Origin of the sequence: Haloferula rosea (genome assembly GCF_016595525.1) — a bacterium.
Taxonomy (GTDB): domain Bacteria; phylum Verrucomicrobiota; class Verrucomicrobiia; order Verrucomicrobiales; family Akkermansiaceae; genus Haloferula; species Haloferula rosea.
Genome location: NZ_JAENII010000002.1, coordinates 181,789 through 203,499 on the forward strand (window position 1 = coordinate 181,789; position 21,711 = coordinate 203,499).

17 protein-coding genes and 1 tRNA gene are annotated in these 21,711 nt (G+C 60.1%); 6 read left to right on the forward strand and 12 right to left on the reverse strand.

The genetic code is table 11. From position 1 onward, the window contains the following. Positions 1-4: 4 nt before the first annotated feature. Both JIN81_RS02795 and JIN81_RS02800 read left to right on the forward strand, forming a co-directional pair. The gene (locus tag JIN81_RS02795) at positions 5-1,036 is read left to right on the forward strand and encodes an alpha-E domain-containing protein (RefSeq protein ID WP_200276105.1); all 1,032 of its coding nucleotides are present in this window, start codon (positions 5-7) and stop codon (positions 1,034-1,036) included. A 65-nt stretch (positions 1,037-1,101) separates the two neighbouring features. Beyond that, positions 1,102-1,962 carry a transglutaminase family protein gene (locus JIN81_RS02800; protein WP_200276107.1) on the forward strand — a complete coding sequence of 287 codons (861 nt, stop codon included), beginning with the start codon at positions 1,102-1,104 and terminating at the stop codon, positions 1,960-1,962. Between the two features lie 207 nt (positions 1,963-2,169). Here the strand turns inward: JIN81_RS02800 and JIN81_RS02805 are convergent, their stop codons facing one another. Further along, entirely contained in the window at positions 2,170-2,970 is an 801-nt protein-coding gene (locus JIN81_RS02805; RefSeq protein ID WP_325100832.1) for an ATP-binding cassette domain-containing protein, read from the reverse strand. A 114-nt stretch (positions 2,971-3,084) separates the two neighbouring features. Between JIN81_RS02805 and JIN81_RS02810 the strand changes: the two genes are divergently transcribed. After that, a tRNA-Pro gene (locus JIN81_RS02810) sits at positions 3,085-3,161 on the forward strand. 784 nt (positions 3,162-3,945) lie between these two features. On the opposite strand, the gene JIN81_RS02815 is transcribed toward JIN81_RS02810, so the two are convergent. The 4 genes from JIN81_RS02815 to JIN81_RS02830 form a co-directional block, all read right to left on the reverse strand. Then, positions 3,946-4,797, reverse strand: coding sequence for an HNH endonuclease (locus JIN81_RS02815; protein WP_200276109.1), 852 nt, complete (start codon positions 4,795-4,797; stop codon positions 3,946-3,948). Between the two features lie 910 nt (positions 4,798-5,707). Beyond that, positions 5,708-6,100, reverse strand: coding sequence for a hypothetical protein (locus JIN81_RS02820; protein ID WP_200276111.1), 393 nt, complete (start codon positions 6,098-6,100; stop codon positions 5,708-5,710). A gap of 415 nt (positions 6,101-6,515) precedes the next feature. Further along, positions 6,516-8,537 (reverse strand): DNA phosphorothioation-associated putative methyltransferase, encoded by a 2,022-nt coding sequence (locus tag JIN81_RS02825; RefSeq protein ID WP_200276113.1) that lies wholly within the window; start codon positions 8,535-8,537, stop codon positions 6,516-6,518. Positions 8,538-8,708: 171 nt separating this feature from the next. Next, positions 8,709-9,677: an SAM-dependent methyltransferase gene (locus JIN81_RS02830; protein ID WP_234044425.1), complete on the reverse strand. Its 969-nt coding sequence runs from the start codon at positions 9,675-9,677 to the stop codon at positions 8,709-8,711. Between the two features lie 97 nt (positions 9,678-9,774). Between JIN81_RS02830 and JIN81_RS02835 the strand changes: the two genes are divergently transcribed. Further along, on the forward strand, positions 9,775-10,215 hold the full coding sequence (locus JIN81_RS02835; protein ID WP_200276117.1) for a hypothetical protein: 441 nt from the start codon (positions 9,775-9,777) through the stop codon (positions 10,213-10,215). Positions 10,216-10,563: 348 nt separating this feature from the next. On the opposite strand, the gene JIN81_RS02840 is transcribed toward JIN81_RS02835, so the two are convergent. After that, positions 10,564-11,724: a class I SAM-dependent rRNA methyltransferase gene (locus JIN81_RS02840; RefSeq protein WP_200276119.1), complete on the reverse strand. Its 1,161-nt coding sequence runs from the start codon at positions 11,722-11,724 to the stop codon at positions 10,564-10,566. A 180-nt stretch (positions 11,725-11,904) separates the two neighbouring features. Here JIN81_RS02840 and JIN81_RS02845 point away from each other — a divergent pair, with 180 nt between their 5' ends. Both JIN81_RS02845 and JIN81_RS02850 read left to right on the forward strand, forming a co-directional pair. Beyond that, entirely contained in the window at positions 11,905-12,162 is a 258-nt protein-coding gene (locus tag JIN81_RS02845) for a hypothetical protein (RefSeq protein WP_200276959.1), read from the forward strand. A 125-nt stretch (positions 12,163-12,287) separates the two neighbouring features. Further along, complete coding sequence (locus JIN81_RS02850) at positions 12,288-13,292, forward strand: hypothetical protein (RefSeq protein ID WP_200276121.1); 1,005 nt, start codon at positions 12,288-12,290, stop codon at positions 13,290-13,292. A 24-nt stretch (positions 13,293-13,316) separates the two neighbouring features. On the opposite strand, the gene JIN81_RS02855 is transcribed toward JIN81_RS02850, so the two are convergent. The 6 genes from JIN81_RS02855 to JIN81_RS02880 form a co-directional block, all read right to left on the reverse strand. After that, positions 13,317-13,904, reverse strand: a complete 588-nt coding sequence (locus JIN81_RS02855) for a hypothetical protein (protein ID WP_234044426.1) — start codon at positions 13,902-13,904, stop codon at positions 13,317-13,319. A 5-nt stretch (positions 13,905-13,909) separates the two neighbouring features. Continuing rightward, a complete protein-coding gene (locus tag JIN81_RS02860; RefSeq protein ID WP_200276125.1) occupies positions 13,910-16,879 on the reverse strand; it encodes a M16 family metallopeptidase in 2,970 nt (989 codons plus the stop codon). Positions 16,880-17,071: 192 nt separating this feature from the next. Beyond that, complete coding sequence (locus JIN81_RS02865) at positions 17,072-18,352, reverse strand: hypothetical protein (protein WP_200276126.1); 1,281 nt, start codon at positions 18,350-18,352, stop codon at positions 17,072-17,074. Between the two features lie 326 nt (positions 18,353-18,678). Then, positions 18,679-19,455: a hypothetical protein gene (locus tag JIN81_RS02870; RefSeq protein ID WP_200276128.1), complete on the reverse strand. Its 777-nt coding sequence runs from the start codon at positions 19,453-19,455 to the stop codon at positions 18,679-18,681. A gap of 2 nt (positions 19,456-19,457) precedes the next feature. Next, a complete protein-coding gene (locus JIN81_RS02875; protein ID WP_200276130.1) occupies positions 19,458-20,390 on the reverse strand; it encodes a metal ABC transporter permease in 933 nt (310 codons plus the stop codon). Between the two features lie 6 nt (positions 20,391-20,396). Further along, complete coding sequence (locus JIN81_RS02880) at positions 20,397-21,710, reverse strand: metal ABC transporter permease (protein WP_200276132.1); 1,314 nt, start codon at positions 21,708-21,710, stop codon at positions 20,397-20,399. Position 21,711 lies beyond the last annotated feature (1 nt).

Below are 21,711 nucleotides of genomic sequence, written 5' to 3' on the forward strand. Positions count from 1 at the left end.
CATCATGCTGTCGCGAGTTGCCAATAGCCTTTACTGGATGGTCCGCTACATCGAGCGGGCGGACAATCTGGCTCGATTGATCGAGGTGAACGAACAAATGATCCTCGATCTCGGTCGGGTGGATCCCCAGGGCTTCCGGGCGCTGTGGCGTCCCATCATTCTTGCCACCGGTGATCAGGAGTTGTTTGACGAAACCTATCCGAATGCGACCCAGAGGGAGGCCATTCATTTCCTGACGGAAGACCGAAACAACCCGAACAGCATCGTCTCCTGCATCGCGTCGGCGCGCGAGAATGCGCGGATGGTCCGTGACCAGCTTGCCGAGGAACTTTGGGAGGAACTCAACGGTCTTTACCTGTTCCTGAACTCGGAGGAGAGCAGCCGGATCCTTGCCGGTGATCCATCGGGCTACTACGAGATGATTCGTAGATCGACCTTCACCTTCCATGGCATTGCCGCGGCGACGACCATGCGGAGTGAGGCGTGGGACTTCATGGACCTGGCCCGGCACCTCGAGCGTGCGGACAAGACCACCCGATTCCTGGACATCACGACCTACCTTGAGGATAGCAAGGATGTTGCTGTCACCGCGGACGAACATTGGTTGGCCATCCTGCGATCGTGCGGAGGGGTGGGGGCGTTCAGGTCCCAATACCGTGGCCGTTTCTCACCGAGGAATATCACCGAGTTCCTCGTGTTCTCGGAAAAGTTTCCCCGCTCGGTCCGGTTCTGCGTCAATCGTCTGGACGCCAGCCTGCATGCGATCTCGGGCAATCCGGTGGGCACCTTTGGTGACGATGCCGAGAGGGCTTCGGGGCAGTTGCTCTCGGCTCTGGCCTTCGGATCATGCGACGATGCGATGGCCGAGGGTTTGCATGGCTATCTGGATGGATTGCAGGGACGACTCAACGACATCGCCGATGCCATTTTCCGGACCTACGTGCTGCTGCCCGAACAGATCGATGAGCGACCATCGATCCCTGCTTCATCGATCTCTTCGGTGGTCAAATGGCAGATGCAACAGCAGCAACAGTAGATCTGCGCAGCAATTGCCCGGGTGCCGCTTGTCAAACCGCGGCCGATCCCGTTTTCTCCAACCACGTGACAGACGGGCCGCAATATCAGGTTAGCCATCGGACCCGCTTTGACTATGCGATTCCGGCGAACCACAGCACGAACCTGCTGCATCTGGAGCCGAGAACGTTTCCGTTCCAGCGCACCGTCCGGGCCTTCATCCGTGTGATCCCGGCGACGCGCTTGCAGAGGTTTGAAGACCTGTTCGGCAACGTCACCCACCAGTTTGAGATCTCGAGGCCGCATCAAACGCTGGAGATCGCCAGTGTGATCCGGGTCCAGAATCTGGTCTTGGAGGTTCCGTCAGCATCACGGGAAGCCACGATTGACGATTTGGAGGATGCCGACATCAGGCAGACGACGTGGCCGTTCCTCCAAGAGAGCCGCTATGTCTCCCGTCACCCGGAAATCTGGCGCCAAGCGCTCGACCTCACATCCGAGGTGCCGTCCGTGTTCGAGAAGAGCCACAGGATCATGGACTGGATCTACACTGAGTTCTCCTACGTGGCGGGTGCGACGGGTGTGAGCACCCATCTGGAAGAGGCGTTTCAGATCCGCCGTGGCGTCTGCCAGGATTTCACCCATGTCATGCTCGGGCTGTGCCGGGCGATCGGGATCCCGGCCCGCTATGCATCCGGCTACTTGTACAATGGCCCCACGGATGATCTGGTCGGCGCTCAGGCATCCCATGCATGGCCCGAGGTGTTCTTGCCGGGGCTTGGATGGGTTGGCTTTGATCCAACCAATGGCAACCTCGCGGATGAACGCTACATCAAGGTCGCCGTCGGGAAGGACTACGAAGATGTCGCTCCGATTCGTGGGACCTACAGTGGCACGGGCCAGTGTGAGATGACCGTGACCGTCGAGGTGGAAAAGATCGAACGCTAGTGTAGTCCGCCAAGCAGACTGTGCATTGTGCGATGGGGAGTTTTTTCAAAGTTCAAGGCGTTAGGAGGGAGCGAATCGAGATTCGTGACCGACGAACAACGCAGAAGTTTGGGAAAAGACCCCGTCGTTCCTTCCCCGACCTCGCGAAGGGACTGGATTCCCCTCCTTCTAAAAAAACATAATGTGCAGTCTGCTTGGCGGGCTGCACTAGACCGAATCGGCGAAGGTCGGAATTGCGGCCAGGAGCTTCTTGGTATAGTCGTGCCGGGGATTGCTGAAAACCTCTTCGGCGTCGCCGCGTTCAACCAACTTGCCCTGATACATGACAACGATGCGGTCTGCGAGGTAGCGTACGACTCCGAGGTCGTGGGAAATGAACATCATCGTCAAACCAAGTTCCTTTCTCAGTTTTTTCAGCAGGTTGAGGATCTGGGATTGGATGGAGACGTCGAGCGCCGATACCGGCTCATCGGCGATCACCAGCTTCGGTTCGGGTGCAAGCGCCCTGGCGATGGCGATGCGTTGGCGTTGCCCGCCGGAAAACTCGTGGGGATACTTCCGCTGAAAGCGGGGATCGAGCCCGACGATACTCATGACTTCAGCGACGCGCTCGGAGAGTGCCTGGCCTTTCATCGACGGGTGTCGCTGGCGAACCGCTTCTGCCAAGGTGGCGAAGACAGTCATCCGGGGGTTCAGCGACGCGTAGGGGTCCTGGAAAACCATCTGGAAATCCAGCCGGTGATGTCGAACTTGGGCAGGAGGGAGTGAGGTGAGATCAAGTCCATCGAGGACGATGCGCCCCGAAGTCGGCCGGAGCAACTGCATGACCGTGCGTGAAAGCGTTGATTTTCCGCAGCCGGATTCACCGACCAGCCCCATGATTTCGCCTTTCTCGACCTCCATCGTGACGCCATCGACGGCGCGAATGGTCTCATGGGTCGGGCGAAAGATGCTGCCACCCTTCTTGGTAAAGTGGGTGTGGAGATCGTGGATTTCCAAGTAGGACACGGCCGGAGCTTGGGTGCGGGAAGGGGGGCTGGCAAGCCGTCCGCGGGGAGGGTAAGATTTTTTCTCTTTCTCTCTTGTCAAATCCGCCGCGACCGAAGAGATTCCGCGCGGTCGCGGGGCGTAACTCAGCCTGGTAGAGTGCCTGCTTTGGGAGCAGGATGTCGTCAGTTCGAATCTGGCCGCCCCGACCACTTTCCAATCGGCCCCATGCGGGGCCTTTTTTGTGCCCGGATCGACAGGATGAGAACGCAGGCACCAGGCCTTCTTCCGCGTGATCGTTCTGTCCTTTTGCGGCGACCGCTGCTGTCCCACTGGAAACCTCGTCCCCAAATTCCTCCGAGTCAGCCACATCGTTGCTTGGCCCGAGAGCGAGGAACACCGAGTCTCCTTCGATAGACCGGAGAATGTGGCCTGCATCGGTACCCGGGACTCGCGCAATATTGCTTTTGCATCGGTCCAAACGGCTTTGGGCTCGGTCAAAATCACTATTACATCGGTCCGAACGGCTTTGGACTCGCTCAAAATCACTTTCACATCGGTCCGAACGACTTTGGACTCGGTCAAAATCACTTTTACATTGGTCCGAACGACTTTGGACTCGGTCAAAATTGCTTCTACATCGGCCCAGCCAAGAGCGGTTCGGTCGGGACCCTTGGGTTGCGACGCGAAGCTTCAATCGGTGCCCGCGCTGTCAGCGCTGCCGTCCGCGCCTTGGAAGAGATCCACCGCATCCGGGATAAAAAGCGGCGAGGTGCGTTCATTGCGAACAGACTTTTTGGGGTAGGGGGCATGGCAACGTCGCCGGATTGGGGCTCCTCTCCACTCGCGATCCCGAAGGGGATCTCATCTCGTCGCCAGTGGTCGAGCGCGGTGCCCCGTGACCCAGCGTCTCCCCTCTAGGGATGTCCGACTCAACTGTCTGTCCCGGAAGTGGGGTGTATTGGCAAAATCTGGGGAATTCCGAAAGCGGGCGGATCAGATCACGAGCCGGTGTTTTTTGGTATGCCAAGCAAAGTGCTCGGCTGCAGGCCTCAGCCGAGCGTGTTCGTGGAAATATAGTGGCTTTCCGTTTTGGGCGGCAAGGCTCTGGCCATGCGGAGAAGACTCCGAAAAGCGTCCTGTTGCCACATATACAAGCAAATCATCGCCTTTCGGGATGGCTGTCCACAGGCCCTGGTCGAACATCCAGTGGGCATCGGGCGTGAGGGCGAGGCCATTGTGGGGATCGTCGTTTCCGGAGACGGCGTGCTGGTGGATGTGGGCAGCCTGGACGATGGAGGTGGTTTCCGTATCGAGTCGGTAGCCGGTGAGGGCGCAGGTAAAGTAGTAACCACCGAGCACATCGCTCTTGAAACGACTGTCGCGGCCTTTCTTCTGTCGGGCTTTATATTCGGCCGCTTGCTCCCTCAATGCGCGGACCTCCGCGGTCCGAGGCACGGGTAGCCCGAGGCGGGCGCAGAGCATGACCTGCTCGGTCGCAGTGAAATAGATCGTGACCAGCGTGGTGCGGGCCTTCCGCCGGAAGTCGGAATCCTGGAGACAAGCAAAAAGTTCAGGATCGAGGAAGCAAAAGCGAGTGGTTGCTTTCGCGGCGGAGGGTTCACCATCGGTCGTGAAGCGCGACCAAACCCGGTCGCTATCGCTCCCCAGAGCATGAAAGGGCATCGGAATGTCGGGCTGGTTGCGCTGGCGTTCGAGAACGAGTTCCCAGTGATCGCGAAAGCGTGAGACAAGACGCACGTCGAATTTCACCCAGCCGTCCGGGACGTCTCCGGACTCAATGAGGTCGATGACTGTGAGGAGCATCAGTGGCTTGTGAGGTGCCATGCCGCGAGCCTGCGTGCGGGCGACGTTGAGCGAGGCTAGTCTGTTTAGCCAGTGATCAGAGAGCATCATCGTTGGAGCCGAAAGCGAGGTTCTACCTGTGTGGGAATGGGGCGGGTTGGTGGGCATTTTCCGGTCGGAAAGGCGATGTCGGGTGCCGAGGTTCCACCCGCGCACGAGATGTTAGATCCAATGGCGCTTCTGCAGATTCAAAAATCCTTTTTCTTGAGGCGACGTGCCTCCGAAAGCCTATTTTTTTGCTCACGCGCTTGCTGGACCTGATCGAGAATTATGGCTGTCGCCACAGACGGTCTTTTCGCCATGGCTTTTCGGGTTGCGTCAACGACAGAGTGAGGAGACTGGCTTCTTGTGGATTTCATGGCCTAATGGACCCGACCTCATCTGGATCGGCTCGTCCGATGACAGAGCGACGATGAAAGGCGGTAGTCCGGCGACGGCGGAACGGCATCCGACGTCTTTCCTGAGACAGGCAATACCTCCCTAAGGGCGCGAAACTGCCTCGCAGCGGCCTCGGAGGACCGCAACCGATGTTTCGAGCGAGAAATCCGCAGCAACGACGCAAAACTCATGGGGTCTTGGATTAGAGAAAACGGAATGGTCTATCAACCAGGAATGAGGCTCGAGGTAGTATGAAACTGAAATTTCCAGATTCCCAATGAATTTGATCACCTTGCACTCCGGCACCAGAAGCGACGCGATATCTTGGTCGGTGACTTGGTCGGTGCGACCGATCTTTTCGATGGCATCGACGAGGAACAATCCGACGTTCAACTGCAGTTGGAGCGAGGCACTTGGGTTGTTTGACGAGAACGGGGCCCCTTGAGTCAACCCACGCCGGCGGTGACTTGGGAGGCAGTGGCGGACAGGATCGAGTCATTCCGCTGAGCCCGCCCTAGACTTCGGTGGCCTCAGGATCCCTCGGCCTTAAGTAGGCGATGATGCTCTTCTGCGGATTCCGGACGCACCATTGGACGTGGCATTTGTCCATCAGCTTCGATCCGGGGAACAACGGCCTTCCTTCGATGAAAGGGGCTCGAACGGTATCGAACGGAGACTTCTGCTCCTGCGCTTCCCGAAATTCGTGAAGGAAATTGACCACGGCGCAGTCGAGGTGGCGTTTGATCAAGTCGCCGTCTCCCTTGAAACCTTCTTCGTTCTCTGGAAGCGGGGCTCCGATCTCTTCATACATTTCGTGAAGCCCGTCGTAGGCGACCCGCAACAGGGCAGGGCTGGATTCCTCGGCAAGATCAAGACAGTTGCCTGGCTCCAAAATGGCACCAATCACGGCTGGCTTTCTGATTCTTCGTGGACCCTTGGAACGATCTGCAAGCAGTTTTGCCCACGATAGCGCCCGCGCCGGATTGTTCTCCCAAAAATAAGCTCCTGAACCCAACCAATCAAAAGAGTTGGTGCTCTCCCGAACCTCGGTCTCGCCCCCGAGAATCTTCTCCGCCACCTCAAGGTCTTACCCACGGTAACCGAGCACTAGCCCGGGAATTCTCATCCTCCGTAGCGTTTGGGCAGGCGCCCGGTCGGGGTCAGGAAACCGTGCTCCACCAGGAACTCCTTGGCCTTTCCTTCCTCAATCAAACGAGTCACAGAGTGCGAGTGAAATCCGATCTGTGTCGTCGGGGAAGGCAAGGGCTTCTGAGAACCCCATCCTAGGGGATTCTAACGAAGGCTACTGCTTTTTTGGGGACCTATTTCGTCAGCGCCCGCGTTAACCCCGCCCTGGCAATGGCCGCCTCGAAATCTCCCTTGCTGATACCATGGCCGACGTTGGACTCGGTTATGCCCATGGCGCGAAGCCGGTCACTGAGGATCTCTATCTTCCTGCGGCCGGGATGGTCGCTGGAGATAAAGCGCTTTTTGAAAAAGAGGAGCTGTCGATCGGGTCCGGACGGATGCTCGAACACGTTCACGAAGAGCTTCCGGAGGTCGACCTTGATTCGGAGTGTCAGCTCCGGGAAGCCGGTGTTCTCGAAGTCTTCGTAGTAGGTGAAGGTGAGTTTGCCGGAGTGAAGATGGATCTTGGTGAGGTCGGCAGCTCGGGGGTCGCCGTAGAGCCTGGCACCGCATTCGATGTAGACCCGCAGGATCGCGGGCAACTCATCTAAGAGGCTTCGGTGGATGGTGAAGTGGCCCTCGTTCTCATCGACCCATCCGAAGTCGAGCGTTCTAACGGCGAGTTCGAGTTCGTCGGGATCGCCGGCAGCAAACATGAGCTCGCGGGCCTGGTCTTGGGCGTTGGTGTAGTTGCCAAAGAAGCTGCGAAGGTCACGTTGCAAACGTTCGGACAGGTGACTGAAGGGGATTTGCTCCCGGAGCTGGGATGCGGCGACGAAAACGAGCAGGTCTTCTTTCCGGCGCAGTCGAGCCGCCTCGAAGGTCGGCTCGCCGAAGCGGTCGATGAAGAGTTGGAGGGCTTTCGGAAGAGAGCTGCAGGCCTTTCGGACTTCGGCGAGATCCTCGAATTCGTTGTCGCGTGGCAGGCGGCCCAGCTCAAGAACGCTTTCCCAGAACCGGTCGAGCAACTCGCGATGCGTTTCGTAAGGGTCGCGCTTCGCCCGCAGGGCCTGGAGGAGTCCGAGCTTCCGGGAAAGCGACTCCCAGTCGATGAACCGCCGACTGCGCGAGGCGATGAAATCGTGGTAGTCCGCCTGATTCTGAAAGGCGAAGTAGATTCCAAGGGCGACCGGCACGGCATCGACGTGCAGGGTATCTTCGATCAGGGACTGGATCTCCGCCGGCTCGAAGAACTTCTGGAAAGTATTGCGGCTGGTGATGACTCCGTCGCCATAGTTGCGGATGTTTTCATAGGCTTCCTGTCCACTGATCAAGGTCGAGACTACCAGTAGCCGTTCGGCGTGCTGCCACGCGTCGGCCAGCACTTCCACCCGCTCGGCCGGGTCTTCGATCACATTGAGCACGAACCCGAGGTTGACCACGTCGGCCTTGCTCTTCGCCTCATCGGAGGCATGCACCGGATCCCATCCGCTGGCGGAGTATCCGAGACGAGAGATTCCCTCGACGTCACCACCGTAGCCGCAGCCGTAGTCGAAAAAGCTCTCGTTCCGACGAAGCTGATTGAGCTCCAGCAGGGTTTTCACTGGCTTGGAGAGATCGCGTCGGACGATCGCTGTCTTGTGTCGGGCAACCTTTCGGGGGTGGGGGAGCTTTGGCGATTTAGGCTCCGGATCGGCTTCGAGTTTTTCAAGTCGATGGCCACGAAAACCGTAGCCGGCCTCGGCGACTAGCTTGTCCCAGTTGAGGCGGAAGCCGATGCGCGAAGTCTCCTTGAGCAGACCGGCCTCTTCTTCTTGCTTGGTGAGCTTCGCGAACTTCCTCCGCCGCAGATCGTCCGGCGGAAGGAAGGTCTCCTTGCGGTGCAGGATCGGCGGGTTCGCGCGTTTTGAGTAGTCGTCCCGGCGGACCTTTCCCGTCACGAGATCGACGATCACGGACGCCTTCAGCTCCGGGTGCGGGTTTCGATCAAAATCGGGGTAGGAGAGGAACGAAACCTTGGGCGCAGCGAGATGGAGCTTCAACAGGTTGAACTCGGGCCCGATCTCCAGCCGTCGGCGGAGTTCGGAGAAGGTGATTAGGAGGTCTTGTGGGATCCGCTCGCTCGTTTCGCCGGGATCCAGGATGTAGAGGGCCCCGGGAAGCCGCTTGCCGTAGGACAAGGCTGCGAGGGCGGTTCGATATTCGGAGGAGTTCAAGCTAACAATCGATTGAGTTTGAGCAGCTCATCGGTAAATAGGACATCACTCCATTGCGATCTATTCAGGCAACGGTCGCCTGTAGTTCGTTGGAATGATCTTCAGTCAGGGTTTGCTCTGAATCTCAACCCGTCATGTTTTGCTTCGGTGATCGAGTGGAACCTCGGGGTTTCAAACCACTTCCTGTTCGAGGCAAAGGAATGCTCCTCCGGCACCGTGGGCCGCAGATACGAATGCGTCTGTTGGTTGATTGAAATCGACGTGTGGCTTGAGGAAATCGGATTGCTCGATCAGTCGGAGCATCCTGACACGCGGGGCCGACCACTCGATGAGATCGGTGAAGTTGACATCGCAGGTTAGATCCTGGTGGCCCGGTCGATCGAGGATCTCCGGGCCGGTGACCAACTGGTGATGGAAGTAGCCGCGAAGGGTTCCGTCGGGGCGTCTGTGGTAGAGGTCGGCGACCTGGTCTCCGTAGTCGATGGTAAGCATTCGGCCACGTTTCCAGTAGGTTAGGTGTTCTTCCATCCATTTCCTGTAGGGCGAATGCACTTCGACGACCTGCCCATCGGCCCACTCGCGGGAGAAGACGGAACCCGATGGGAGTTCGCTGGTGGTATTCCAGTGGCTTCTTCCCGGTGTGACGAACTGCTCTTCCCAACGGTCGGCGTTCAGTCTGAACCGGCGGACCGGGAAGGCATCGACGAATTCGTTCGAGTAGATGCAGGCCCTGCCTCCGCATGTGGCGAGTGCTTCGGAGAGGGTCTGGTGCCAATGCACGCTGCGGCCAAGCAGTGCCTGCTGCCGTTCGCGGAGGGGGGAAGAGGTTTCGACAAGGTGGACCCGGGTTCGGAGCCGACGGTGCCACGGGAGGGCGGAGATTACGGCGTGGGCGAGTGCTCCGGAGCCGGGCCCGAGCTCGATGAGGTCCCGGCATCCGGTTTCTCTCAGTGCCTTGGCTGCCCAAGCGCCGATGGCCCGGCCAAGGGTGCCGGAAAGGGAGGGGGTAGTGGAGAAGTCCCCCCTGATGCCAACGTCACGGATACGTCGGGCATAGTATCCGCGCTCGGGATCATGCAGGGCCGCCTCCATGAAGCGATCGAATCGCATGGGTTCGGCGGGATCGGACCAAGGAAACATCTGGGCGGCAGTCTGGGGGAAAGGGATGGGTTTGGCAAAAGGGGAGCGAATGAAAATCAACGACAAGCGCTTGATTCAACGCTTAGATTGTCGAAGCATGAGCGCGTTGAGAAATTACTGGGTCATTCTTGCCTTCGGGTTCGTGGCGTCTTCGTGTGACGAGGCGCCCTCCGGTGGCACTGAGCCCGTGATTCCAGACCCGCTTGAGCAGGTGGGGAAGATTCTGGGTGGTGAGGCGACCGAGCCGAAGCCTGATCCCGAACCGGAGGTGAGCGAAAATGGCAAGCCTGTCATTCCGACGGCGCAACCTGTTCCCGATAAACCGGGATTCGTCATCAGTCCCTACAACGGAAAGTGGATCGATGTGACCGGTATTGCGGTGGGTGAGGCGGTGGCGGATCCGGATTTCCCGGCCGAGGAGAAGAAGTATTTCCGGGTGCCTGCGCCTCTGCCAAAGAAGGGTGTGCCCCTGGAAACCGAAGCTCCGGCCAGCGATGGGAACACGGAGACGAACGAGTCCTCCGAAGCGGTCGAGTGACCGGGAGTCGGTGGCCGGGTCGTGCGACTGCGAACGAGCGACGCGGCATGAACCCTGGTCCGCAGAGGCGCTCGAATACCTCTTAAGGGGGGAGGACGATGGTTAGTCCGCAGTTCCTGCAGTGCCGTGAGGGATGCTGGACGGTACGAAGGGTGATCGAGAAACTCGAAGGTCCGGCAATCTTCTTCCCTCCCTTGAATCGCTCGAGTGAACTTGCGCCTTGCTCGAACCATCGAAGCGATCCCTCCGTCCAGCCTTTGGCCAAGAGGGCACCGCATTTCGGGCACGAGTCCGGAAGTTCAGCGGATTCGGGGGCGGCTGAACCGGGTGGCGAATAGGGGTCGTGAGTCATCGGCTGGGGACCACCTCGACGGTGAAGCCCTTCAGATAATGGGTTTCCGGGATGGCTGGCAGGACCGGGTGGTCCGCACGCTGGGAATGCTCGGCGATCAGGCGGATTGTCTTCTTCGCGTCGACCGAAGCGCTCACTAGGTTGGAGAGGAATTCCTGACGGCTGGCGTGGTGGGAACAGCAGTAGGTTGAGAGCAATCCTCCTTTACCGAGACGCTTGAGGGCACGGAGGTGGATCTCCTTGTAGCCACGCATCGCGTCCCGGAGCGTCTTCTTGTTTCTCGTGAAGCTGGGGGGATCGAGGATGATCAGGTCATACTCGTTCTCGTCCTGCTTGAGGAAATCAAACACGTTGGCCTCGATCACTTCGATATCGAGCTCGTTTCGGGCGGCGTTTCGCCGGGTGGCCTCGCAGGCTGGCCCGGAAATGTCGACGGCGGTGACCTGGCTGGCACCTGCCTTGGCGGCGGCGAGCGCAAATCCGCCCTGGTTGGTGAAGCAGTCGAGGACGCGCTTGCCCTCGGCGAGTCGGGCGACTTCGGCGTGGCTGTCGAGTTGGTCCAGGTAGAGGCCGGTCTTCTGGCCGTCGAGCAGGTCGATTTCGAACTCGATCCCACCGGCTTCGACGGCGAATCCACCGTCGAGCGAGCCGGCGACGACACGGATTTCGGTCTCGAGGCCTTCGGCGCGCAGCACGGGGGAGTCATTGCGCAGGAGGATCGAGGCAGGCGTGAGGAGTTCGTTCAGGGCGGCGACGATCAGATCGAGACGCTGATGCATGGCGAGGGTGAGCACCTGAAGCACGAGGTGGTCGCCGTAGCGGTCCACGATGACTCCCGGGATGCCATCCGATTCGCTCCACACCAGTCGGCACAGGTTTTCGTCCAGCGCGAGACGCTGGCGGTATTCGAGAGCCTGGCCGATCCGGCGTTTGAAGAAGTCGGCATCGAGATCCTGGCGCCGGCGGGAGAACCTTCGGGCGATGATCTGGGACTCCGGGTTGTAAATCGCGGCTCCGAGAGGGCGGTCGCGGAAGTCCTTGAGCGTGATGACATCGCCGGGCGAGGGGTCACCGAAAACCTTCTTCACTTCGCTTCCATACACCCATTCGTGGCCGTGGAAGATGCGGGCGCGGGGAGCTATGACGAGACCGGGCATGGCCGGGAAGAAACATCCCGCGGGGACGTGTTGCGAGAAAGAAGATGCGCAGGCGGTGGATTCCCCCTCGGGGTGCCCGGCCGGGCGGGGGCGTCGGGCGTGAAAACTGAGTCGCGGAAAGGGGCCAGATTCCCCTTGCTAGGACGCGGGGGGGGCTTTAAACCCCTCGCCACCAAGACCATGGGACAGCAGCACAGAAAAGTCACAAAGCGCAACCGCCGGAAGAAATACCTGAAGCGTAAGGCTGAACAGGCCAAGCTCGGCGGCATTGCGAAGAAGAAGTCGGAAAGCGCCCCTGCGAAGAAGGCCGCCAAGAAGACTGCGAAGAAAGCCGCCAAGAAAACGGCGAAGAAGGCCGCCAAGAAGGTAGCGAAGAAGGCTCCGGCAAAGAAGGCTGCAAAGAAGGCCGCCGCAGAGAAACCTGCTTCCGAGGAGTAATCCGGAGCGGATTCCTTAATTTTTCCACGGGTCGATCGTTGCAAACGATCGGCCCGTTTTTTGTGCCAGTTCGATGAGGGTTTGCCGTTGCGGCCCCCCGCTGGGGGGCACAGCATGACCCAGCGATGGCATTCACAGTCGATCAGGCATTCACCCTCATGGAAGGCGCTCACGAGCGCGAACGTCTGGCGCATGCCTTCCTCATCAGCGGAGCCCGTGGAGCGGGGAAGGAGGCCCTGGCATCGAAGGTGATTTCGATGCTTCAGTCAGGGAGTGGAGGTGTCGACCTGTTTGGCGATGCCGTGGTTCCCGAAGCGAAGCCGCTTGATGAAATGGAGGGGGAGTGGGTGCGTATCCTGCGGCCACGCTCGAAATCGCGGCGGATCACGGTGGATGAGGTTCGCGAACTGGAGAAGAACCTCTACGTGGTCTCAGGGCCGACGACCTGGAAGGTCGGCGTGATTGTCGATGCCGACCGCATGGGTGAGGGTTCGGTGAATGCGTTCCTGAAAACCCTCGAGGAACCACCGCCACAGACCTTGCTACTGCTTCTGACCGAGAATCCCGCCGGGCTTTTGCCCACCGTCATTTCCCGATGTGTGAGGATGCCGCTGATGGGGGGACGTCTGGAACCCGAGGGGAATGCGCAGAGTTTCCTCGATGCCCTGCAGTCGATTGCCGAATTGGGATTGGGAAATCTCTCGGCGGCGCTGGGTTTGAAATCCTGCTTTGCATCGATCCTGGCCGAATCGAAGGCGGAGGCCGAGGCGGCGGGGAAGGAAGCTCTGAAGGAGGAGGAAAAGGCCCTGCGCAACGCGGTCGAGGGAGACTGGCTGAAGCGAAGGGAGGATGCGCTCAAGGCGGTGGCGACGGCAGATTACCTGAATGAGAGAAGTCGGCTTTTTGATCTGATGCAGTCATGGTTCGCCGATGTGCTGCGCTGCAAGACGCTGTCCGGCGGATTGGAGTTTCCGGACCTTGAGACCAACACGCGGAAGGTGGCCGAAATGGAGGATCTTCCGAGTTTGCTCCGACGGATGGATGCGGTTGAGGAACTGCGGCGCACGCTGGATACCAACGCTCAGGAACAACTGGCGCTCGAGGTCGGATTTCTCAAGATCTTCGGCTAGGCCGAAGTCCGCCGCCAAGCCCGATCAGAAGCCGATCTCCCTCGTCTCAGCAGGGCGGGGGGCGTGACCGAAAATGTCGGTGAGTCGATGGATGGAGCCTTCGAGGATCGAGTCGAGGCCGTCGATGAGCTTGATGAAGCCTTCGTCCCACGCATGGCGGCCCCAGATTTCATCGATGGAGGCAAGGAGCTCGTCGAGTTCGTTCTGATCGAGGAAAGGTTCCAGTCCGTAGCCGGGCATGATCCCGGAGCGCGATGACTGTGGGTCGAGTGCGAGAAGGATGACGCGGTTGTTGCCGCCCTTCTCAAGGTCGCTGCTGATCCGGCCAAGATTGAAGATCCAGAACAGATAGAGGGAGAAGGGATGCTCGGTGGGAAAGGTCCGGCACAGCACTTGCAGCCGGACTTGGGGGAACCGCCGTTCGAAGCGGTCCATGCGGCGAAGGAGTCGGTTCTGGGCGGCTGGATCGAGCAGGCGCGGCTGGTCGCAGATCCGGTTCTTGACGATGGGGACCGGGCCGAGCAGTGCCGAAGCACGCGCCAGATTGAGTCGGCAGCCCGGGCATTCCGGGCTGGTCTCACTCAACAGGGTGCGGCAGTAGGGGCAGTGCACGGCGCTTACTCTTCCTCCTCGGTCACCTCAGGAATGATCACGACCTGGATGGCATTCTCAGGAACGAGGTAGGTGGCTGCGAGTTTGTTGAGTTCCTCGAGTGTGATGGACTCGACGTCCTCCTGTCGGTTCCTGCAAAGCTCCAGCTTCTCAGGATCCTCGTGGCTGCCGGAGAGTACACTACGCATCCAGTAGTTGTTGTCCCGCAGGGTCTTCTCCATGTCGGCGAGCAGGGGCTTTCTGGCTCGTTCGAGCTCATCTTCCGTAGCTCCTTCCTTGGCAAGTTGTGATGCCAGATTCACGCAGACTTCGGTGAGCTGGGGAATTGCCTCGGGGGTGGATGTGTTCAGGGCGATCAGGTAGCCGAAGTCCTCCAGTGCTGTGGAGCCGCCTGCGCCAGCCTGAGGGCTGTAGGCCGCACCGAGTTTCTCGCGGATTTCCTCGCGCAAACGATCCCCGAAAATCTCACCCAGCAGGTTGAGACGCCGGAATTCCTTCTGGTTGTTCCGCGGGCCGGGTGTTTTCCAGATCACGACGGCCTGGCCCTGGGGGATCTTGGTTTCGAACTCGTATTTCTTGGTGGTGGGAGCTTTGGGAAACTCGACCTGACGGAGTGCTTGATCCAGTTCGCTGGCTTCCGGGCGCTTGTCGATGGCTCCGAAGGTGGCCAGCACGTGGGGAAGGATTTCGTCCGGCTTGAAGTCGCCGACGATGTTGAGTTCCAGCGTACCATTGGTGAAGTCCCTCTCGATCCACTCCTTGATGTCGGCGGGCTCGTAGGCGAGCAGGACTTCGGGTGTGTCCGGGAAGGTGAAGCGTGGGTCGTTGCCTCGAAGCCACCCGCCCATTTGCTGCATGGGACCGGCGGTCGTGTGCTTCAACTGTTGGAAGATCATGGGGACGGTCTTGCGGAACTGGTTGACCGCCTCCGGGCGGTATCCCGGGAACAGGAGCTGGGCGGTCATCGTCTGCAGTTGGAGCAGGATGTCGTCCGGCGTGGTTTCGCCGGCCAGCGAGAAGTAGTCTTCCTGGACCGAGAATCCGAATGAGACGTTCTTCCCTGCGAGGATTTGTCGGAGGTCATCCGACGAGTGCTCCCCGATGCCGCCGCCTTCGATCACGGCGGTGGCAAAGTCACCGATACCGGGTTTGTCCGTGGGCTGCGTGAGGCCGCCATTTCCAATGCGGGCCTGGACGAGGATGCGGTCCTTGTCGAAGTCCGTGGGCTTCAGATTGACTGCCACACCATTCGAGAGAACGAGGCGCGTGATGCCGAGGTCCTCGGCTTCCTCCTGACTGGTGATGGTGCCGGCTTCGCCGAAATCAGTGTATGCGAAGCTCTTGAGCTCGCTCTCCTCCGGTGCGGTGACCTCGGTCTCCTTCGAGGCTTCGTAGAGTTTCGTCAGCTGTTCCTTGCCGTTCTCAGGTTCTTCCTTGGCTGTCAGGATGAGCTTCACGCCCTTGTCGTTCCAGAAGCTCTTCAGGGCTTCGTGGCAGGTTTCGCTGGTGATGTTTTCGAGGGCGGATGACACGAGTTCGAGGTCGGTCTCCGGGGAGGTCAGGACGCGCTCCTCATTGATGGTCCGGACGAAACCCGTGGCGATGCCGTCCGATCGACGGGTGTCCTTCGTGCGCACGGCCTGTTCGTAGGTATTGAGGATGTTGGCCTTGATCTCTGCGATCTCGGCACGAGTGAATCCGAACTCGAGAGCGCGGCGGAATTCCTGTTCGAGCACAGGCACAGCATCCTCCCAACGATCGTCAGCGACGCTCACATCCACACTGCCGATGGTCATCTCACGGAACAGATCCTGCCTTGAGGCGGAGCCGCCGAGGATGGGGGATCCCTCTTCCTTGGCGATTTCGCTGAAGCGGAGCCCAAGGATGGAGTGCGCCATCATCAGGGGAAGCTTGGAGAGCCGGTTCTCCCGGGTATCCGGCAAAGGTTCGAACTCTTCGATGCTCAGCAGACCGAGATCGGTCGAAGCAACTTCCTTGTCGGAGAAGATCAGTGCTTCGAAGCCATCGGTGGTTTCGATGGCTCCCAGGTCCGGGTCGTCGCCAGGAACCTGCGGGTTGGTGAGGCTGGCGAAGGCTTTCTCAATGCGTGTCTTTGCGTCCTCCGGGGAAATGTCGCCGACCACCACAAAGGTCATGCGTGCCGGCGTGTAGTATTTCTCGTAGAAGTCGGCGAATCGCTCCCGGGGAGCCGTGCGAATCACTTCCTCGGTGCCGATGGGAAAGCGTTTGGTGATGAGGGAGTCGGGAATCAAGGTGGAGAATTGCTGCTCCATCAGGCGGTAGCCGACGGAATCCCGCGAGGTTTTCTCGGAGAGGATGACGCCTCGTTCCTTGTCGATTTCCTCTGGTTTGAGGAGGGCTCCATCGCCGAAGTCACGCATGACCGTGAATCCAAGATTGAGCATCTCATCGCTGAGATCGGGGAGGTCGAGCATGTAGACCGTCTCATTGAACGAGGTGTAGGCATTGACGTGGGCACCAAAGGCGATGCCAAGGCGCTGCATCCGGGGGATGAGTTCGTCCGGAGTGAAGTTCTTCGAGCCATTGAACACCATGTGCTCGAGGAAGTGGGCAACGCCACGCTGATCCTCCTCTTCCATGAGAGAGCCGGCATCGATGTGCAGACGAAGGCTGACTCGATTGGGTGGTTCGGAGTTGGGATAAATGACATACCGCATTCCATTGTCGAGGTGACCGAAGACGGCGTTTTCGTCGACCGGGAGGTCACTGTCGGCCTGAGGCCATTCCCGTGGGGTGACCTCGGCGGTGATGCCCTGGGATGGCGGCTCTGGTGAAGGCTCTGAGGGTTCGATCGGATCCGTGGACTCAGCCGGTTCCGAGACGGTTGGTTCAGCCTGTGGTGGCTCGGGTTCTGGGTCCGGTTTTCGGAGGATCAGGAAAGCGGCAACCGCTGCAAGCAGCAGGCTGAGGATGATGGGGGCAGGATTTCGCATGAGTGGAGCCTGTGGCGCTGATGGGTACTTTGGCAACGGATAAAAGCGGCCCGGGAAGCGGGTCGAACAACCCCCACATCATGAGGATTCGCGGACTCAGAGGACGGCCCGGGGATGAGGTTTGGACCGAGGATCCCCGTCATCTTGACCAAGCGGTCGATCGAGGGAAGTAGGTCGATCGGTGGTTTGGATTTACTGCTGACGCTGCTCCATCTCACGGATGCGTCCTTCGATTCGTTTCGAGACGTCCTCGGGGAGTTCATTTGATGAAATCCACGCGTTGGCGGAGTCGAAGTCGCGCCTGAGCCAACCCTCGAGCATGCGTCGATAGGTGCTGTCCCTTTCGCGGTCGTTTTCGATCCGACCGATGTAGTTGGCGGCCAGGGCAGGGTCCTCTCGGAAGGAATGCCAGACGAATTGCTGATAGACGCGGTCCGAGGCGTCACCGGGATTGGCGTCAATCAGGCTTGCCGCTGCCTGAGGATCGCTCATGGCGAGTTGATTGGACAGGCCGCGCAGTGCGCTGGTCCGGAGCTCGCCGGCGGGCAGGCCCTGGTAGTAGCTGGTGGCGGCCTGGATGTCTTCGCGAGCCCATGTCCCGATGACATTGTCCATGGCGCCGGTCGCGCCGTCGCCTGGCGTCGAGGCCAGCCAGTTGGCGGTGCCTTCGGGGTCGGTCTTTGCCAATGCACCGGCCATCCGCTGGATGGCTCCATTGCGGAGTCGGTCGTCGCTGAGGCCGGCGACCCATTGACGGGCGGCTTCAGGACCTTGATTCAGCACGTGGGGCAGGATCGCTGTGAGCGCGTCGCCCCGTTGCTCGGAGTAAGGCATGTTGCCGAGGAGTTCCGTGGCCAGATACGGGTCATTGGCGACGACTCCCTTGATGACGCCGACCATCCATGGATTGGCTCCGTCGCCGTCGTGATTGCTCTCGGCCCACTGGATGGCGCCATTCGGGTCGGTCCCGGCCCAGGAGGCGAGAATGGTATTTCGGGCGAATGGGCTTCCTGTGTTCTCCTTGGCGTAGTCGAGTGCCGAAAGAGGATCCACCTTGGCCCATGCGGTGAGGACCATGGCGTATTCGGTCATGTTGCCGTTGGTCAGCCCCTTGGCCCTGAACTCGGCGACGACTTCTTCGAATCGATCGGGATCCAGCCCATTGACGAAGTCCAGCCATTCCTGGGTTCGGGTCAGGGGGTCCGTCGACGCCATGATGTCGACCATTTCTTGAACGAGCGCTTCGGTTTCGGAGGAACTCCGGTCCCTCGGCTCGCGCCCGGTCAGCTTGCTCCGCTGGCTGCCTGCGAATCCGCTCTCCGTGGCGGATCCGGAGCGGCTGAGTCGTGGTGGTGGGGTGGTGGACGCGGTGTCTTCCGATGCATCCGGCTGCGAGGAACTCGCGCGACCGGCAATGAATGCGGCCCCGGCTGTCAGGGCAAAGGAGGCGGCGAAGAGGACTTTTTGGTTCATGATGGCTCGAAAGAAGCGAAGCCCAATTCCCGGTTTGTCCACCGAAACCGGGGTTTTCGACGGCCTGTGAGGGCTGCCGGGCAGGGGCAGCTGAAGGGGTCATCCGCTTCAGTGACTAGTGCAGTCCGCCAAGCAGACTGCACATGATGTCTTCTTGGAAGGAGGGGAAACCAGTCGCTTCGCGAGCTCGGGGAAAGAACGACGGGGTCTTTTTCCAAATTTCTGCGTTGTTCGGCGGTCACGAATCTCGATTCGCTTCCTTCTCACGCCTTGAACTTTGAAGAAACTCCCCATCGCATAAAGCACAGTCTGCTTGGCGGACTACACTAGAAGGTGAAGGACACGGCGGCTCCTCCATAGAAAAAGTCCTTCAACAAGTCGTCGTCCGGACTTTGGAGCGGCGAGGAGTTCACGGCGAAGTTGTAGCTGAGGTAGGCTGAGAGCTCGGCGATCTCTCCGAGTGGGATGATTGCGGAGATCGCGGCTGCCAAGTGGTTGGCCCCACGGTGGCCGGAACTGACGTAGCCCTCGTTCCAACCGAAGACGATGCCGGGTTCGAGGGTGAGCCAATCGCAGGGGCGGAACTCCCGGCTCAGCGCGGCTTCCGCGAAAAACCCGTCGGCTCCGAAGGAATAGTAAGCGTCCACTCCGACCACGAGTCCCCATGGCAATTCTCCATAGCTGAGGCCGAAGCCGACTTCGTTGTCGTGCTCGTTGTCGTCCGGGAATCGCAGGTGGTTGACGCCGACGTAGCCTTCCACGTCGCCGAGTGCGAAGCCGTATTCGAGCCAGAGGTTGAATTCATCGTAGGAATTGGTCGGGCTTTGAGCATACCACGCTCCGACGAGGAAATCGTGGAAGCTCAGTTCGAGGGTGCCATGGAGCAGTGGATCCCCGTCGAGGTTGTCACGGCCCTCGGTGACATAGCGGCTGTCATAACCCAGCGAGATGGTGGCCTCATACCGGCTCTCGGTGGAGCTTTGGTGGGTGTAGTGCCCATGGATCGGTCCCGGATGGTGATGGCCAAGCGGTGAGTCGCCGGTTGCCAATGCTCCGTAGGTGGTTGCCAGGGGCAGCAGGAAGCAGGAGGCGAGGTATCGCATTTTCAGGAAATTTCAGGGGGTGGGATCAAGTCTCGGGGCCCCTTGCGGTGTCGGAGCCAGACGATGAGTTGGCCTTCGCTCGGGCTGAAGCACCACGCGAGGAAGAACAGAACCCCTGCGGCGAAAGCCATCATGCCCGAAGATGTGGTGGCCTCGAAACCGAACCATGAGGGGGCCGTCAGCGCGCCGAGGTGACCCAAAAGCGCGGAAAGCACCGCGACGACGCAGGCGATGAGGATCATCGGGATGAGCCGGTGGGTGAGTAGCAGGGCCGTGGCCGGGGGGACGATCAGCATGGCAATGACGATGATGCTCCCGACGGCCTCGAAGGCGGCGACGGTAGTGACCGCAACCATGGTCATGAGGAGATAGTGAAGGGCCTGGGATGAGTAGCCGAGGGTGTCGGCCAAGGATGGGTCGAATGAACTGAGACGGAGCTCCTTGAAGAGAAGGGCGATGATCGCGAGGTTGAGCAGGAGGACAACGGTTAGAACGAGCGCGGCCCGGGGAAAGGAAACCGGCCCGATTTCAATGGTATCCAGTGGAGTGAACTCGATCGCTCCGTAGAGGACGCAACCCGGATCGAGGTCGACGTGGTCGGCGGCGCGGACGATGAGGAGCAGTCCGAGGGCGAACAGGGTAGTGAAGACAATGCCCATGGCTGCCCCCCGGTCAACGTGGCCGAAGCGGCTGATCCACTGGGTGAACACGGCGGTCAACACCCCGACGATGGCGGCTCCGAGAAACATGATCAGGCTGTCCCGGCTTCCGCTGATGATGAAGGCGACAGCGATCCCGGGGAGCACGGCGTGGCTGATGGCGTCGCCCATCATGCTCATCTTCCTGAGAACGAGGAAGCACCCGGGAAGAGCACAGGCGACCGCGCACAGAGCGGCGGTGACCACGAGCCAGGTATCGAAAGAGGTCCAGTTCATGGCATGTTAGAGGCGGTGGGGGCTGTCCGGCACCGGCACCCAGGTGTTGCTTCTGCGCAGGGCTTCTTCGAGGCGGCGGACGAGGTCGGCTTCAAGGATGTGCTCAACCATGTCGGCATCGCGGTCGACGTGACTGGGGGCAATGTCGGCATGGGTGACCAGATACACTTCCCACAGCCGGTGGTTTCGGGTGATGCGGGCTGCCTCACCGAATCCGGACTCCGACAGACAGAGCTCCTGTCCTGATGGGGGCTCGAGGTCGCCACGTTTCCGCGCAAGCCGCGCGATTCGTTCGATCTCGACCTTGCTCCAGGTCCGTTTGCGAAGGAGATCAGTGACGGGAATGGAATGGTTGATGATGGATGACGGGGCCTGCTCGGCTTCGAGGAGTTCGTAGATGGCACGCAGGAGGTGTTGACGGTCGACCTTGAGCCGGAGGCGTCGGCGCCGGAAGCGACGGGCCAGCACGCCCTTGGCGGGAGCAAAGATCATGCTGGCGAGGAAGATGGCTGCGGCGACGAGCACGATCACGGCACCTGCCGGCATTCTCGGTGCCCACGCGCTGATGAAGGTTCCCAAGCCACCGCTCACACCGCCAATGACGGCGGAAAGCAGCATCATGGTGGTGAGGTTGTGGGTCCAGAAACGTGCGGCGGTCGGCGGGGTGATCAGCATCGCGATGATGAGGATAAGGCCGACGGCCTGCAGTCCGACTACGGTGATGGCGGTGACCAAGGTGAGCAGGAGGAGATCCAGCCAACCGATCGGCCAGCCTTGCGAGCGGGCGAAGTTTTCGTCGAAACAGAGCAGGGTGAGTTCCTTGTAGAGCAGGGTGGTCGCCAGTGATGTGAAGATGGCCATGCCGGCAATCAGCTTGAAATCGCTCGCCACAATGGAGGCCGGCTTGCCGTAGATGTAGGCTTCGAGTCCCGCAGCATTGGGAAGCTCCTGCACCATGCCGAGGATGGCGACGCCGATGCCGAAGAATACGCTGAGGACCAGCCCCATGGCGACGTCGTCCCGCAAGCGGGTCGTGTTGCGGATCAGGAACATGACCAGCACACCCAACAGGCCTGAAATGGCGGCGCCGAGGAGGAGGCCCCCGAGGTGCTTTCCGCTGCCGCCAGCCGCGACCATCACGGCGAAGGCGATGCCGATGCCGGGCAGGGTCGCATGGGACAAGGCGTCACCCATGAGTGATCGCTTCCTCAAGAGAAGGAAGGATCCGATGATTCCCGCTGCAACGCCTAACAGAGTGGTTGATCCAACCACCACCATGGTGGTGTAGCCGGGAAGCGTGACTGACAGCAGGGAGTTCATG